Origin of the sequence: Pseudonocardia parietis, assembly GCF_017876315.1 — a bacterium.
In the GTDB taxonomy this organism is placed as follows: domain Bacteria; phylum Actinomycetota; class Actinomycetes; order Mycobacteriales; family Pseudonocardiaceae; genus Pseudonocardia; species Pseudonocardia parietis.
In genome coordinates, this window is record NZ_JAGINU010000001.1 from 5,591,605 (window position 1) to 5,604,859 (window position 13,255).

The following is a 13,255-nucleotide window of genomic DNA, read 5'->3' on the forward strand; positions in this document are numbered from 1 at the left end:
CTCCTGCGCCTGGTCGTCGGCGCGGTCCTCTGCTCACGATGTGCCCGGACAGCACGCCTCGCGGGCTCGTCGCCGGCCACGGCGGAACCGGGTCGGACGAACGGCGGCGCACCGACGACGAACGGCGCTTGCGGTGTCACGAGAGGGAACGCGGGTCCCGTCGCCACTGCCTGATTCCGGCACCGGCCCGTAGGTGAGCTGCCGCACACCGTTCGTGCGCGTGCGGCGTGCGTTCGTCTGCCGCGGCTTGACCACGCATACCGCAGTGCCCAATCTCGCTGCGTACCGCGAGTCGTAGGCCAGCACGAGAGGATGAAACCAATGGTGCTCCCATCCAAGATGCCTCAGCTTGCCGACCTCGATTTGCTGCTGTCGGTCGAGAGTCACGGCAGCGTAGGAAAAGCAGCCCAGGCGCACAGCCTTTCCCAGCCGGCCGCCAGTATCCGGATCAGCGCGATGGAACGCAGGCTCGGCCTTCGGCTGCTGGAACGCTCTCCCGTCGGTTCGAAGCTCACCGAGGACGGGGAGATTCTCGCGAAGTACGCCCGCAACGTGATGCAGGCGGCGCGGGAGCTGCTGGAATTCGGCTCCGGTGCCCGGCCCTCCGAGGCGAAACGGCTTCGGGTCGCGGGCAGCCCGGCGATCTCCGAGCACCTGCTTCCCGAGTGGCTGAACCGTTCCCGGTTCTCGTTCGGCGAGGTGCGGGTCGAGGTGCAGACCGGGAGCGTCGACGCGCTGCGCCAGTTGATCCTGGCGAGCCACGTCGATCTCGCGTTCATCGACGGCTGGTGTCAGGCGGGCGACCACGGGCAGCAGCTGGATCGCGACGACCTGGTGACCCGGTACATCTGTGACGACGAGCTGGCCGTCGTGGTCGGCTCGAGCCATCCGTGGGCCGCGCGCACCACTCCGTTGACGGTGCCCGAGCTGGCGGCCGCGCCCCTGGTGCTGCGTGAGCGCGGCTCCGGGCTCCGGGAGTTCACCGATGAGCTGCTGGGAGCCGCGCGCGGCCCACAGAGCTACGTCGAGCTGCCGTCCAGCGCCGCGATCAAGCAGGCGGTCGCGACCAGCCGGCGGGTGACGGTGCTGAACGTCTCCACCGTGCGGGCCGAGCTCGCGGAAGGGCGACTGCACCTGGTGGCCGTCGACCAGGAGATGCCCGCGAAACCCATTTACGCGGTCTGGAGCGAGCGCCGGGGCCTTCCGGAGTATGCGGGAGACCTGGTGGAGGTCGCCGCGTCGAAAGGCTCTCCGGTACCCGTCATCGGGGCGGGACAGAAATCGAGAAATACCGGTTCGCGATCGCGGCCGCGCCCGCGGCCTTCCTTGCCGATCGACGTCCACGAAGCGATCGCCTGATCGCCGCACCCGTAGCAAATACAGGAGGATCGACGACAGTGTCTGCTCTGAACAAGATCGCACGGACCCTGGTGTCCAACAGGCGCGGCATTCTTGCTGCCGACGAGAGCATCGGGACGATGTCCGCCAGGCTGGAGAAGGTCGGCGTCGAGCCGACGGCGGAGAACCGCCGGGTGTACCGGGAGCTGATCGTCACCACTCCGCGGCTCGCCGAGTCGATCAGCGGTGTCATCCTCGCGGACGAGACGTTCCACCAGAAACTGAGCAACGGGCGCACGTTCCCGGAGCATCTCGAGGACATCGGGATCCTCGCCGGGATCAAGGTCGACACCGGCGCGAAGCCGCTCGCGGGAGCACCGGACGAGAAGATCACCGAGGGCCTCGACGGGCTGCGGGAACGGGTCGCGGAGTACGTGCGGCTCGGCGCGACGTTCGCGAAGTGGCGCGCAGTGATCACGATCGGCGACAACACCCCGTCGCCTCGCGCGGTGCGCGCGAACCTGCACGCGTTGGCGCGCTACGCCGGCCTCTGCCAGGAGGGCGGCCTGGTGCCCATCGTGGAGCCCGAGGTGCTGATGGACGGCGCGCACTCGCTGGAGCGCTGCCGGCAGGTGTCGACCGCCGTGCTGACGTCGCTGTTCGAGGAGCTCGACCTGATGCAGGTGGAACTCGACGGGATCGTCCTCAAGCCCAACATGGTGGTTGCCGGGACCGGCGGCGCCGAGCAGCCCACGGTGGCGGACGTCGCCCGGGCCACGGTGGAGACGCTGCGGGAGACCGTCCCCGCGTCCGTGCCGGGAATCGCCTTCCTCTCCGGTGGGCAGCACCCGGAGGTGGCGACGCAGCACCTCGGGGCGATGCAGAACCTCGACCCGCTGCCCTGGGAGCTCACGTACTCGTTCGGCCGGGCACTGGTCGGGCCGGCGCTGGAGGCGTGGCGGGGTGACGAGAGCAAGTGGGGCGCCGCGCAGGATGCGCTGTCCGAGCATGCCGTCGCGAACGCCGCCGCACGGTGAGTTCCTGAACTGTGGAGGGCGGCCGGAGCTGCTGGGCGGCCGTCCGCCCTCCACATCCGCCGGTGCTCGTGCCGGCCGAGTGAATCGAGGGTGATGAGTATTCAGGAGTGGTCCACCACCGAGGTCTTCCCGGGATCTGATCAGGCTCTCGAGCTGGAACTCGTGCGGGCGACCGAAGCCGCCGCGATCGCGGCCGGCCGGGGGGTCGGCAGCGATCGGTGGAGCAGCGACAGGGCCGCCGCCACCGTCGCGATGCACGAACACCTCATGTCCGTTCCCATGCGCGGCACCGTGGTCGTCGGTGCGGGCGAGAACGACGCCGACACATCCGTCCTGTGCACGGGTGACAGCGTCGGGCGCGGTGACGGGGCGCTCTACGACCTCGGCGTCGGTGTGGGCGACGGCGCCCTGTCACCGGCCGAGGACGTACCGAACTCGGTGGCAGCGATCGTCCTGGCCGAACGCGGCGCGCTGTACGCGCCGCCGCCGTCCGTCGCGATGAAGAAGCTGGCCGTCGGCGCCGACTGCGCCGACGTCGTCGACATCACGCAACCGGTGGCGACGAACCTGCGTGCGGTGGCCGCGGTCAAGGGCGTACGTGTGGCAGACCTGGTGGTCGCCGTGCTCAACCGGTCGTGGCACCGGGAGCTCGTGAACCAGATCCGCGCCGCCGGTGCGCGGGTCCACATGCTGGAGGGAGGCGACATCGCGGGAGCGATCGCGACGGCGTGTCCCGAGAGCTCGATCGACATGCTGATGGGCACCGGAGGAGCGGCGGAGGGGGTCATCGCTGCCGCCGCCCTGTCCTGCCTGGGTGGGTCCCTCCAGGTCCGGCTGCGGTCCGAAGGCCCCAGCACGATCCTCCACACCGGCGATCTGGTGCGCGGTGGACGCGTCCTGTTCTGCGCCACCGGGGTGACCACCAGCGAGTTCCTGCGGGGCGTCCAGCGCATCTCGGGACTCACCATCACGCAGTCGATGGTGCTGTGCTCGCAGCCGGACACGGCGCGGTTGATCAGGTCCGAGCACCGGTTCGCCTGACCTCCGTCCTGAGGGACGATCGTCGGATACGGCCCACCGGGGGTGGTCGACCCACCCCCGGTGGTGATCTCCTGGTGTCACTTCCCCGAAGGAGCGCGATGACGGTGCATTCCGGCGGTGGCGTCCGGTCGCTTCTCACCGGAGCGCCGCTGATCGACGGCCACAACGACATGATCTCGAAGATCCGCGACGTGGCGGGAATGGACTTCGGCGAGCTCGACATCGGTGTCGCGCAGCCCCACACCCTGCAGACGGATCTGGCTCGGCTCAGCGCAGGCGGGGTGGGTGCCCAGTTCTGGTCGGTCTGGATGCCGTGCTCGACGACCGGTGCAGCGCTGGCAGCGGGCACGCTGGAGCAGTTCGAGGGGATCCACCGCATCCAGGCGTTGTACCCGGACCGGACTGCCCTCGCGCTCACTGCCGACGACATCGAGAAGATCAACGGCGAGGGACGGATCGCCTCGTTGATCGGGGTGGAGGGCGGGCACCAGATCCTCGGCTCGCTCGACGTCCTCCGCCTGTTCCACCGGCTCGGTGCCCGGTACCTGACGTTGACGCACACGAAGAACACCGGCTGGGCCGACAGCTGCACCGATGTCGTCGACACCGGCGGCCTGAGCGATTTCGGGCGCGCGGTCGTGACCGAGCTCAACGACCTCGGGATGCTCGTCGACCTGTCCCACACCGCACACACCACCATGGACGCGGCGCTCGACGTGTCGCGTGCACCGGCGTTCTTCTCCCATTCCGGGGCCTACACCGTGTGCCGGCACGCCCGGAACGTCCCGGACTCCGTACTCGAACGCGTCAGATCGACCGACGGCATCGTCATGGCCGTGTTCCTGCCCACCTTCCTCAGCGAGGACCTCCGGCAGTGGGAGCTCGCCAGGAGGGAGATCCGCGCCGACGCGACGGGCGCGGAGGGCGCGGCGGGCGACCAGGCCGTCGCCGAGTGGGAGCGGACCCGTTCACGCCCCGCGGTCGGGATCCCGGACATCGTGCGGCACCTCGACCACCTCCGCGAACTCATGGGAGTGGACCACGTCGGGATCGGCAGCGACTTCGACGGCATGACGCCCCCACCCGACATTCCGAGCGTCGAGTACTACCCACGCCTGTTCGAGGCCCTCGAAGCCGGCGGCTGGAGCTACGGCGACCTGCGGAAACTCGCCCGGGACAACGCCCTTCGCGTGCTGCGCGACACCGGGGACGCCGCACGCTCCTGACCCGCCGGGGTCATCGCGTTCGTGCCGGCACCGTCGGCCGGCGGTGGACGAGCTGCTCCCCGCCCGCTCCGACGTCCTTCTGGTTGGCCCGGTCCAGCGCGTCCTGCACCAGGTGGTGGTCCGGCGAGTGCTGGCACACCGGGTCGGTGCGTCCCGCGTCGCCGGTCAGCGCGAAGGCCTGGCAGCGGCAGCCGCCGAAGTCCAGCTCCTTGCGCGAGCAGCTGCGGCACGGGTCGGGCATCCACTCCGTGCCCCGGAACGCCTCGAAAGCGGCGGACTTCGTCCAGATCCATTCGAGGTCGTGGTCACGCACCGAGTCGAACTCCATGGTCGTGATCTCCGCGGCCACCGGGCAGGGGTACACGACACCGTCCGGGGCGACGGTCAGCGCCGTCTGCGCCCAGCCTCCCATGCACGGCTTCGGGTAGGGCTCGTAGTAGTCCGGGAGGATCCAGAGCAGCTCCGTCCGCCCGGCCAGCTCCGCCTTCCGACGTCGGTAGACCTCGACCGCCTCGTCCAGCTGGGCCTTGCCGGGCATCAGCAGTTCGCGGTTGCGCAACGCCCAGCCGTAGTACTGGGTGTTGGCGAGCTCGAGCCGTTCGGCACCCCACTGCACGCAGACGTCGATGATCGCGTCCAGCCGGTCCAGGTTCAGCCGGTGCAGGACGACGTTCATGTTCAACGGCAGCCCGGCGGCGCGGATGATGCGCGCGGCGGCTTCCTTCTTGTCGAACCGCTTGCTCGCCGCGACCAGGTTCGTCGACTCGGCGGCGTCGCCCTGGATGCTCAGCTGAGCGCTGTTGAGCCCCGCGGCGACCAGCGAATCCGCCCTGCTCTCCGTGAGCCCGAGGCCGCTGGTGATCAGGTTTGTGTACAGGCCGAGACGGCGGCACTCGGCGACCAGCATCTCCAGATCGCCGCGGACGAGGGGCTCCCCGCCCGACAGGTGGACCTGCACGACACCGAGCTCGGCCGCCTGGTTGATCACCCGCAGCCAGTCGTCGGCGGCGAGCTCGTCCTGGCGCTCGAGCAGCGCCAACGGGTTCGAGCAGTAGACGCAGTGCAACGGACACCGGTGGGTGACCTCGGCCAGCAGGCCGTAGGGCCGGGACGTCCCGTTCACGTGACCACCACCCAGCCCTGCCCACTGGCGTCGTCGAGGAACGACATGACGTCGTTCACGAGGTCGGTCGCATCGAACTCGTGCTCGAGCTGGTCGACCAGCTGCCGCACGGTCCGGCTGCCGTCGCACAGGCCCAGGATCGCCGCACCGGACTTGTTGAGGAGCACGACCCGCTCGGGCAGCAGCAACAGCTCCACTCCCCGGACGCCGTCGTGCTTGAGCATCGCCTTGGTCGCCAGCCGGGGGGTGGCGGTCAGATCGTCGCCGGCCATCATGTGCTCCTCCCGTACGCGAGTTCCACGGCGTCGAGCAGGCTCCAGAGCACGTCGCACTTGAACTCCAGCGCCCGCGCGCACGCGTCCTGTTGCTCCCGGGTCCTCGCATGGTCGAGCACCAGCTCGAGCAGGTGCTCGATGTCCTTGGGCTGCTGGGTGAGCCGTGCCCGGAAGTACTCGAGGCCGTCCGTCGCGATCCACGGATAGTGGTGCTGGACGTCGGTGATCCGCCGGCTGAGCAGATCCGGCGCGAACAGCTCGGTCAGCGCCGACGCCACCGACTCCAGCCACGGCTGCCGGCGGCAGAAGCCCACGTAGGCGTCCACCGCGAACCGTGCGCCCGGCAGTACCGTGTCGTTGTCGAACAGTTGCTCACGGGTCAGGCCGACGGCTTCGCCGAGGCGGATCCACTTCTCGATGCCGCCCTCGTCGCCGGTGCGCCCGTCGTGGTCGATGATGCGCTGGATCCACCGGCGCCGGTCGTCCCGGCCGGGGAGCTTGGTCAGGATGAACGCGTCCTTCACCGGCAGGTTCACCTGGTAGTAGAAGCGGTTCCGCACCCACCCCCGGAACTCCTCCTCGGTCAGCGAGCCCGCGTGCATCCGCTCGTTGAACGGGTGCAGATGGTGATACCGCTTCTCCCCGATGGACCGCAGCCGCGCTTCGAACTCTTCCGCAGACCAGGCGTCCATACCTCCCCCTCCACACCGGCTCGGCCGAACTTCTTCGCTCACCGTGATCGCCCACTCCCGTACCTGACAACCGAGTACGAACGACCGGTGCCGGACCACGGACGAACGGTGACGAGCCCGCCACGAGCGGCCCGGGAGCACTGCCCGGACGCAGGGTGGCTATTCGTGACGGGTATCCGGGGATTGTTTTTTCGCATGTGCTGGGGCGTTGCCGGTGTATGGGGGTGCGCGTGATGGTTGTGCGGACATCGTGGAACTCGTGATCGTGAGGGGATTGTCGTGCAGCTACAGGTGGCGTTGGATGTTCTGGACCTTCCGTCGGCGTTGGCTCTGGCGAACCAGGTGGCCGAGCACGTGGACATTCTGGAGTTGGGGACGCCGTTGGTGAAGTCGGCGGGTATCGCGGCGGTGACGGCGATCAAGGCTGCGCATCCGGACAAGCTGGTGTTCGCCGATCTGAAGACCGCGGATGCGGGTGCGCTGGAGGCGGAGCTGGCGTTCGAGGCGGGCGCGGATCTGGTGACGGTGATGGGTGCGGTGGACGACGACACGGTGCGTGGTGCTGTCGCGGCCGGGGAGAAGTACGGCAAGCAGGTGGTGGCGGACATGATCAGTGTGGTGGACGGGCGGGTGGCCCGGATCCGTGAGGTGGCGAAGCTGGGTGTGTCGTTCGTGGAGATCCATGCGGGTCTCGACGAGCAGGCCCGTCCGGGGTACTCGATCGCGCAGCTGTTGACCGATGGTCGGGAGGCCGGGGTGGCGTTCTCGATCGCCGGTGGGGTCAAGGCCGACACGATCGCGTCGGTGCGTGAGGCCGGTGCGGTGGTCGCGGTCGCCGGCGGAGCGATCTACGGCGCCGCCGATCCGGGCGCCGCCGCGGCCGAACTCAAGAAGCGCGCCACCCGCTGAGATGGGAGCCGGCGTGGAAGAACACCGACCGCGGCAGCTGACGCACGCGAACGCCTACGGCGCCTTGATGCTGCAGGCCGCCGGTGTGCTCCGGTTGCGCTACGTGCACTGCCGCCGGGACGACGGCCTGTCCCCCGCCGCGGCGAACGAACTCGCGGACGTCTTCGAGAGCCTCTCCTACGGGGACCCCGCGTTCGACCAGATCGATCCGAACGAGGCGATCGCGCTGGCGCATCGCCTGCTCGACGACGACCACCCCGAGCTGTCGAGGCTGTGGCCCCGGACCTCGTGAGCGGCCGCACCGTGCGGCCACCGGGTGGGCGCGCTCATCGCCGCCCACCCGGTGCGGAGGGACGCACATACGTCCCACAGTGGCACTGATCGGGCACCGGCCCGGCACAATTGACGCTTTCGGGCGCACCGGGGCCGGTTCTGTCAACTCCCTCTTCGAACAGCTCCGATAGCTGTCACGGCGGTCTACCATCGGCGCGGCGACGGCGACGAATTCCGGCCCCGGTGTCTCCGTTCACGAGGAGTCTCCGACCGCTTTTTCGGCTGCCGTAGAACGCGTGACATCTGTTTCCCCGTCGGCGTTCGTCAACGGTCCAGGCCGCTGTACGGGCCGACGTCTGCGCGAGGAGGAGTACCAGAACCATGGACCCGATAACGTCGCTCATCGTCTTCGCCGCCGGGGCGGCGGTACTCGTCTACAGCGCCGAGAAACTGATCACCTATCTGGTCGGTGCCGCGCGCGGTCTCGCGGTGTCGCTGTTCCTGCTGGCGATTCTGTTCACCGGTATCGAGTTCGACGACCTCGCGTTCGGCATCGTGCTCAACCTCGAAGGCCTGGAGGACGTCGCGATCGGCGTCATCTTCGGGACGGTCCTGTCGATGACCGGCCTGGTCCTGGGGCTCGCCGCGCTGATCGCGCCCTGCCGGGTGGAGATACCCCGGGACTACATCGCGATCTTCGCGGTCGCCCCGCTGATCCTGATCCCGATCGCGCTGATGGGCGAGCTGGGGACCCTGGCCGCGATCGTGCTCATCCTTCTGTTCGTCGCCTTCGTCGCCTACGTCGCCTACCGCGAGTACCACCGGGCGATGCCGACGTTCCGCAGCGCCGAGGTGCTCGAGTCGCTGGACAACGAGGAGACCCGGGCGGTCACCGGCAACCGCGTCGACGCCACCGACGGCGGTTCCGGAGGCGGCACCGGTGACGCGGGCGCGGGCGACCTCTACGACACCGGCGGCCTCGCGGTCGCGAAGGAGAACCGCCGTCCCGGCGGGGTGCTGCTGCTCCTGGCGGTCCTGTCGCTGCTCGGCCTCGTCATCGGCGCATGGGCGATGTCCGAGGGCACCGAGGGGATCCTGGAGAACTTCGAGATCAGCGGCACCGTCTTCGGCGCGACGATCGCGACCCTGGTGCTCTCCCTGGAGGACATCTTCCTGACCGTCGAACCGGCCCGGCGGGGGGCGCCCGCGATCGGCGTCGGGAACGTCGTCGGCAGCGTGGTGTTCTCGGTGACGGCCAAGCTCGGGATCGTCGTGCTGGCCGGCGGCGCGATCGTGATCACCTCCGACGTGTTCACCTGGCACCTGCCTGCGTTGATCGTGATCAACGGGTTCGCGGCGTACGCCCTGTTCACCGGGCGGCTACGCCGTTGGCACGGGGCCGCGCTGCTGATCGGCTACATCGCCTACTGGGCCATCAGCTTCACCGTGTTCGGACTGGTCCCCGTGGACGACGCCGGCGGTGAGGACGACGACGCCGCGTCCCCTCCGGGAGTCGAAGCCCCGGCCGTCCCGGGTGCACCGGACGATGACTGACGACGACGGTGCGGCCCGTGAGATCGGGCAGCACCGCCGATGTCCGCACCATGGTGTCGCTCCTGCTCACGAGGTTCCGCCCTGGGGGGCCAGCGCCGCCTGGAAGATGCCGAAGTTCCCGGTCATCCACAGCGCGGTCAGCTTGAGTGCCGCGATCCGCCAGCCGTCCGGGGTCCGCCGGAACAGGTTCGTGTAGTAGCCGTAGACGATCTGGTCACTGTCACCGGTGCCGTTCGGGAGATGGTGGCTCGCCCGGACGTAGGCCACGCAGGTGGCCCGGTCGTCCCCGTCGAAGGTGATCACGAGGTTCGTGATCATGTGCTGGGTCGCGGTGAAGGACTCCATCCTCGGCGCCGTCAGCCGCACCCAGTCATCGGCACTCAGACGGACCGAGGGTTGGCCGAACCCGTCGCTGAAGTCCACCTCGAGCTCGTCGGCGAAGCAGCTGCGGAAGAGCTCCCAGTCGCGAAAGTCGGTACCCATGGCGTAACGGAGCTGGACGTCGCTGATCGAGGCACGGTCCTGCAGACGGCGCAGACGCGTGTCCCCACCAGCCTGCTCACATGACATTGTCATGCGAGCAGGCTGGTCCATCTGACCTGACATTGTCAACTAGACTCGTCGCCGTGACCACACGCGCCGAAACCGCGGCAACGACACGGGCAACCCTGATCCGCGCCGCGGGGCAGCTGCTCGACGAGGGTGGCCCCGCCGCGGTGACCCTCCGCGCGGTGGGAACCCGAGCCGGCGTCTCCCGCGGCGCCCCCTACGGTCACTTCGAGAACAAGGACCACCTGCTGACCCACCTGGCCGTCGACGCGTGGAGCTCGCTGGCCGACGAGGTGCAGCAGCTCCACGCGGACCTCGACGCCACGTCGAGCGCACGGCTCGAGCGGGCGATCGTCGCGCTCATCAACCTCGCCCGCCGACAACCGCACGTCTACGCGCTGATGTTCAGCACCCCGGCGAGCACGCCGGCCGCCGCCGAGGCCGCGACCCGCCTCGAGAACGAGTTCCTCACCCTGGTCGCCGACGTGGTCGGCGAATCCGGGGCACCCCGATACGGGGCCCTTCTGATGTGCAGTGCCCACGGCATCGCGGGGATGGAGATCAACGGCCACCTGGCCAAGGACACCTGGCAGGTCGGCGTCGAGCAGCTCGTACGGATGCTCGTCGCCGCGCTCCGAACCGAGGCCGGCGAACGCGACTGAAGGCCACTACCTGCACCTGCCTGGTCGGGGCGTGGGTCGCCGAGCTCGCCGGGCCCCCGCTGCGAAGATCGGCTCCGAGCCTCGCCGCCGCGGGGTCGTCCACCGGCTCCGATGACAGCGGGTCGTCCACCGGCTCCGATGACAGGGGTCGGCCGCCGGCGCCGGGTCGTGCCGGCACCGGCGGCGGGAACTCCGCGAAGGCGCGGTCAGCAGAAGTCCGCGGGGACCTTGTCGCGCTTGCGCACCGGGCCGAACTCGGCCGGCTGGCAGGTCGTCTCGAGCACCGACATCCACATGTCGCCGTCGGGGTCGACCTGGTTGCGGTGGCTCGTCATCAACGGCAGCGGGACGTGCACGATGCGCCGGCGCCACCGCGCGACGGCGGCTTCCGTGCGACCGGCCATGGCCGCGTGCACCGCGGCATGGGCCAGCCGCAGGCAGTACACGCTGTCGTAGGCGTTCGCGGCGATGCTGCGGACCGCGTAGCTCGGGTCGATGTACCGCATCGTGGGCGCCAGGCCGACCATGGTCAGGTGGGCGGAGATGCGCTCCTTGAGCAGCTCCCCGATGTTGCCGAGCTTGATGTTGCCCGACGCGTCGGTGCCGTTCCCGTTGTGCTGCGGTAGGCCGTGGTCGGCCAGGAGGTCCTGCCCGGCCCCCTCGGCGAGGACGATCACCACGTGGCCCTTCGTCCGCACGTGCTGCTCGACGTGGGCCAGCAATCCACCCTCGCCCCCGAGCGCGAACGGGATCTCCGGGATCAGGACGATGTCCGCGGCGCTGGCGGCCAGCGCGGCGTAGCTGGCGATGAACCCCGAGTGGCGGCCCATCAGCTTGACGATCCCGACGCCGTTCGGGCTGGCCGCGGCTTCGACCGAGACGGCGGAGATGAACTCGGTGGCTCGCGCGAACGCGCTCTGGAACCCGAACGACTGGTCGGTGAAAGGCAGGTCGTTGTCGATGGTCTTCGGAACCCCGATGACCGCGATGTCGAGACCGCGCGCCCGGATCGCCTCACTGAGGTAGGTCGCGGCGCGCATCCCGCCGTCGCCACCGACGACGAACAGCATGGTGACCCCGCGCAACACGAGGCTGTCGACCATCTCGTCGGCGTTCTGCCCGCCGCGTGAGCTGCCCAGGACGGTGCCGCCGGCATGGTGGATGTCGCGGACGCCTTCCACCGTCAGCTCGATGGTGTCGTCGCGGTGCTCGGCCGTCAGTCCCCGGAGGCCGTTGCGGAAGCCCAGGATCTGCTTGACCCCGTAGTGCACGGCGAGTGCCTTGACGAGCCCGCGGATGACGTTGTTCAGGCCGGGGCACAACCCCCCGCAGGTGACGACGCCCGCGGTCACCTCGGCGGGGTCGAAGTAGATCTTGCGGCGCGGGCCGGCAGCTTCGAAACTCGGCGCCTGTACGGACGGGAGGCTGTGCCCGGCGAGCATCGAGACGGTGTCCTCGAGCAGCACCCGGTCGCCTTCCGCAACGTAGTGCGGCGAGGTCTGCTTGGTGGAGAGCAGCTCGGACAACGGCGAGTCGTAACGGCACTCGCCGAGGTCTCGGACACGGAGGTCGTTCAGGTGCAGCGTCACCGAATCTCCTTGGTCGCCGGAGGTGGAGTCAGTCGAACGTGGTGTGCGTGATGTGGCGGATCTGCCCTCGTGAGATCAGCAGTGACTCGGTGATGGTCGTGCCGTCCGCGGTGCGCGGCCGGCCGAGCAGGGGTCCGCCGTTGACCCCGGTGGCGACGAAGAAGGCGTCGCCCGCCACGAGCTCGTCACAGGCGTAGACGCGGTCGAGGGACATGCCCGCCGCGCGGATGGCGTCCGCTTCGTCGTCGCGTTGCGGAGCCAGGCGGCCCAGCATGCCACCGCCGAGCGCCCGGACCGCCGCAGCCGTCATCACCCCTTCCGGCGTGCCGCCGACCCCGAGGAGGAGGTCGATGTCGTGGGTCGGCATCAGCACCGCCAGGCTCCCGCCGACGTCGCCACCCGCCGGTGTCTGCACTGCCGCACCCGCCTGCAGCACGCGAGCGATCAGCTCCTTGTGCCGCGGCTTGTCCATGATGACGACGCGCAGGTCGGCGACATCCTTGCCGAGTGCTTCGGCGACCTTGGCCAGGGTGCGCTCGGGAGGGTCGTCGAGATCGACGACGTCCTTCGCACGCGGGGGGACGACGATCTTGTCCATGTAGAACCCGGGGCCGGGCGACCACAGCGTGCCGGGCTCGCCGAACGCGATCGTGGCCAGGGAGCCGGGCAGGTCCCGCGCGCAGAACGAGGTCCCCTCGAGGGGGTCGACGGCGATGTCGAAGTCGGGTCCGTGGCCGTTGCCGACCACTTCGCCGTTGAATAGCATCGGGGCGTCGTCCTTCTCGCCCTCCCCGATGACGACGGTTCCCCGGCCCGGTGCCTCGGCCAGGGCCGCGCGCATGGCCGAGGTCGCCGCCGCGTCGGCGGAGTTCTGGTCGTTCCGGCCGACCCAGGCGTGGCCGGCCACGGCGGCACTGCGGGTGGCGGCCAGCGCCACCGCTTCCAACGTGCTGATGTCGGCGGCCTGCATCTCGGGCTCCTCGGGGT

At 69.6% G+C, this 13,255-nt stretch carries 14 protein-coding genes; 8 read left to right on the forward strand and 6 right to left on the reverse strand.

Translation table 11 applies throughout. The annotated features are described in order from the left end of the window. The first annotated feature begins 321 nt into the window (after positions 1-321). The 4 genes from JOF36_RS26195 (at position 322) to JOF36_RS26210 (ending at position 4,642) form a co-directional block, all read left to right on the forward strand. Positions 322-1,359, forward strand: a complete 1,038-nt coding sequence (locus tag JOF36_RS26195) for a LysR substrate-binding domain-containing protein (protein ID WP_210031843.1) — start codon at positions 322-324, stop codon at positions 1,357-1,359. Between the two features lie 38 nt (positions 1,360-1,397). Next, entirely contained in the window at positions 1,398-2,375 is a 978-nt protein-coding gene (locus JOF36_RS26200; protein ID WP_210031846.1) for a class I fructose-bisphosphate aldolase, read from the forward strand. Between the two features lie 93 nt (positions 2,376-2,468). Further along, positions 2,469-3,416, forward strand: a complete 948-nt coding sequence (locus JOF36_RS26205) for a fructose-bisphosphatase class II (protein WP_210031847.1) — start codon at positions 2,469-2,471, stop codon at positions 3,414-3,416. 98 nt (positions 3,417-3,514) lie between these two features. Further along, a complete protein-coding gene (locus tag JOF36_RS26210) occupies positions 3,515-4,642 on the forward strand; it encodes a dipeptidase (RefSeq protein ID WP_210031850.1) in 1,128 nt (375 codons plus the stop codon). A 10-nt stretch (positions 4,643-4,652) separates the two neighbouring features. Here JOF36_RS26210 and pqqE read toward each other — a convergent pair whose 3' ends face one another. Genes pqqE through pqqC form a run of 3 tightly spaced genes read right to left on the reverse strand, consistent with a single transcriptional unit; the run spans position 4,653 to position 6,732 of the window. Next, positions 4,653-5,765: a pyrroloquinoline quinone biosynthesis protein PqqE gene (gene pqqE, locus JOF36_RS26215; RefSeq protein WP_210031852.1), complete on the reverse strand. Its 1,113-nt coding sequence runs from the start codon at positions 5,763-5,765 to the stop codon at positions 4,653-4,655. Further along, positions 5,762-6,037 (reverse strand): pyrroloquinoline quinone biosynthesis peptide chaperone PqqD, encoded by a 276-nt coding sequence (gene pqqD, locus JOF36_RS26220; RefSeq protein ID WP_210031854.1) that lies wholly within the window; start codon positions 6,035-6,037, stop codon positions 5,762-5,764. Before pqqD ends, pqqE begins: the two co-directional genes overlap by 4 nt. Further along, positions 6,037-6,732 carry a pyrroloquinoline-quinone synthase PqqC gene (gene pqqC, locus JOF36_RS26225; protein WP_210031856.1) on the reverse strand — a complete coding sequence of 232 codons (696 nt, stop codon included), beginning with the start codon at positions 6,730-6,732 and terminating at the stop codon, positions 6,037-6,039. The genes pqqD and pqqC overlap by 1 nt, the downstream gene beginning before the upstream one ends. A 279-nt stretch (positions 6,733-7,011) precedes the next feature. Between pqqC and hxlA the strand changes: the two genes are divergently transcribed. From hxlA to JOF36_RS26240, 3 genes are all read left to right on the forward strand, one after another. Continuing rightward, the gene (gene hxlA / locus JOF36_RS26230; RefSeq protein ID WP_210031857.1) at positions 7,012-7,641 is read left to right on the forward strand and encodes a 3-hexulose-6-phosphate synthase; all 630 of its coding nucleotides are present in this window, start codon (positions 7,012-7,014) and stop codon (positions 7,639-7,641) included. Positions 7,642-7,654: 13 nt separating this feature from the next. After that, positions 7,655-7,933: a hypothetical protein gene (locus JOF36_RS26235; protein WP_307862605.1), complete on the forward strand. Its 279-nt coding sequence runs from the start codon at positions 7,655-7,657 to the stop codon at positions 7,931-7,933. 362 nt (positions 7,934-8,295) lie between these two features. Further along, on the forward strand, positions 8,296-9,468 hold the full coding sequence (locus JOF36_RS26240; protein ID WP_210031861.1) for a sodium:calcium antiporter: 1,173 nt from the start codon (positions 8,296-8,298) through the stop codon (positions 9,466-9,468). Between the two features lie 66 nt (positions 9,469-9,534). Here JOF36_RS26240 and JOF36_RS26245 read toward each other — a convergent pair whose 3' ends face one another. Beyond that, complete coding sequence (locus tag JOF36_RS26245) at positions 9,535-10,044, reverse strand: nuclear transport factor 2 family protein (RefSeq protein ID WP_210031863.1); 510 nt, start codon at positions 10,042-10,044, stop codon at positions 9,535-9,537. 50 nt (positions 10,045-10,094) lie between these two features. On the opposite strand from JOF36_RS26245, the gene JOF36_RS26250 reads away from it, so the two are divergent. Beyond that, positions 10,095-10,679 carry a TetR/AcrR family transcriptional regulator gene (locus JOF36_RS26250; RefSeq protein WP_307862606.1) on the forward strand — a complete coding sequence of 195 codons (585 nt, stop codon included), beginning with the start codon at positions 10,095-10,097 and terminating at the stop codon, positions 10,677-10,679. Positions 10,680-10,885: 206 nt separating this feature from the next. Here the strand turns inward: JOF36_RS26250 and JOF36_RS26255 are convergent, their stop codons facing one another. Both JOF36_RS26255 and glpX read right to left on the reverse strand, forming a co-directional pair. Next, positions 10,886-12,268, reverse strand: coding sequence for an ATP-dependent 6-phosphofructokinase (locus tag JOF36_RS26255; protein ID WP_210031867.1), 1,383 nt, complete (start codon positions 12,266-12,268; stop codon positions 10,886-10,888). 28 nt (positions 12,269-12,296) lie between these two features. Then, complete coding sequence (glpX, locus tag JOF36_RS26260) at positions 12,297-13,238, reverse strand: class II fructose-bisphosphatase (protein ID WP_210031869.1); 942 nt, start codon at positions 13,236-13,238, stop codon at positions 12,297-12,299. Positions 13,239-13,255 lie beyond the last annotated feature (17 nt).